Raw genomic sequence first — 1,135 nt, 5'->3', positions numbered from 1 at the left:
CACCTTCATTGATCACAGGTATATGATTAAACCTTGAAAAAATTGGATTAATGAGATTTTTTATGGTGTAAATATGAGATAAATAGGGGAGGATATAAATCGGTATTGTTTTATAAGTAACGTGCAAGCAAGATCAAAACTGAGCTCACTTGCACTAGAATAATTAAGCGACTTGTTGTGTAAGTGCTAAATTAGACATGTACTCATCGAATGTACCTTGAAAATCGATCACTTCCTTGTCTTTAATATCAATAATACGTGTCGCTAAAGATGATACAAACTCGCGGTCATGGCTTACGAAGATTAAAGTACCTTCGTATACTTTTAATGCATTGTTTAGCGCTTCAATTGCTTCCATATCCATGTGATTTGTTGGTTCGTCCATTACTAATACATTAACATCTAGCATCATTAATTTACCAAATAATAAGCGGTTTTTTTCACCACCAGAACAGTTCCGTGCTTTTTTATTAGAGTCGTCTGCAGTAAATAATAAACGACCTAAAATGCCGCGTACTGCTAAATCGTCATGTTTCGTGGTGCGCCATTGAGAGATCCAATCAAAAATACTTAAATCGTTATCAAAATCAGCAGTACTGTCTTGAGGGCAGTAACCAATAGAAGCATTATCTGACCATTTTATAACACCATTTTTTTGTTTAAGTTCATCAACTAAACAGCGAAGCATAGTCGTTTTACCAACACCATTTTCGCCAATAATGGCCAGTTTTGCGCCAGCTTCCAGTATTAAGTCGCCGTCTTGGAATAAAGTTTCACCGTCAAAACCATGGCCAAACTCTTCGAGAATAAGCGCTGAACGATACATGGTTTTTCCTGGATCAAAACTTAAAGAAGGTTTTAAACGACTTGAAGATTTTACTTCATCAAGTTTAATTTTATCCATTTTTTTAGCACGAGAGCTAGCTTGTTTTGCTTTAGAGGCATTAGCACCAAAACGATTTACAAAGTCTTGTAATTCACTAATTTCAGCGCTTTTCTTAGCATTTTCTGAAAGTAACTGTTCTTGAATTAAGCTTGATGCTTCAATAAATTTTTCGTAGTTACCTGGGTATATACGTAATTCACCATAATCAATATCAGCCATATGAGTACAAACAGAGTTTAGGAAGTGTCT

Annotated in this window: 1 protein-coding gene; it reads right to left on the bottom strand. The window is 35.2% G+C overall.

What is annotated here, in order from left to right:
* Positions 1-163: 163 nt before the first annotated feature.
* Positions 164-1,135 (bottom strand): ATP-binding cassette domain-containing protein (locus CJF42_RS24000; RefSeq protein WP_141235652.1); only part of this gene is annotated, 972 nt, incomplete at its 5' end.

Origin of the sequence: Pseudoalteromonas sp. NBT06-2 (genome assembly GCF_002276045.1) — a bacterium.
Taxonomy (GTDB): domain Bacteria; phylum Pseudomonadota; class Gammaproteobacteria; order Enterobacterales; family Alteromonadaceae; genus Pseudoalteromonas.
This window is presented reverse-complemented; position numbering and strand designations above follow the sequence as displayed.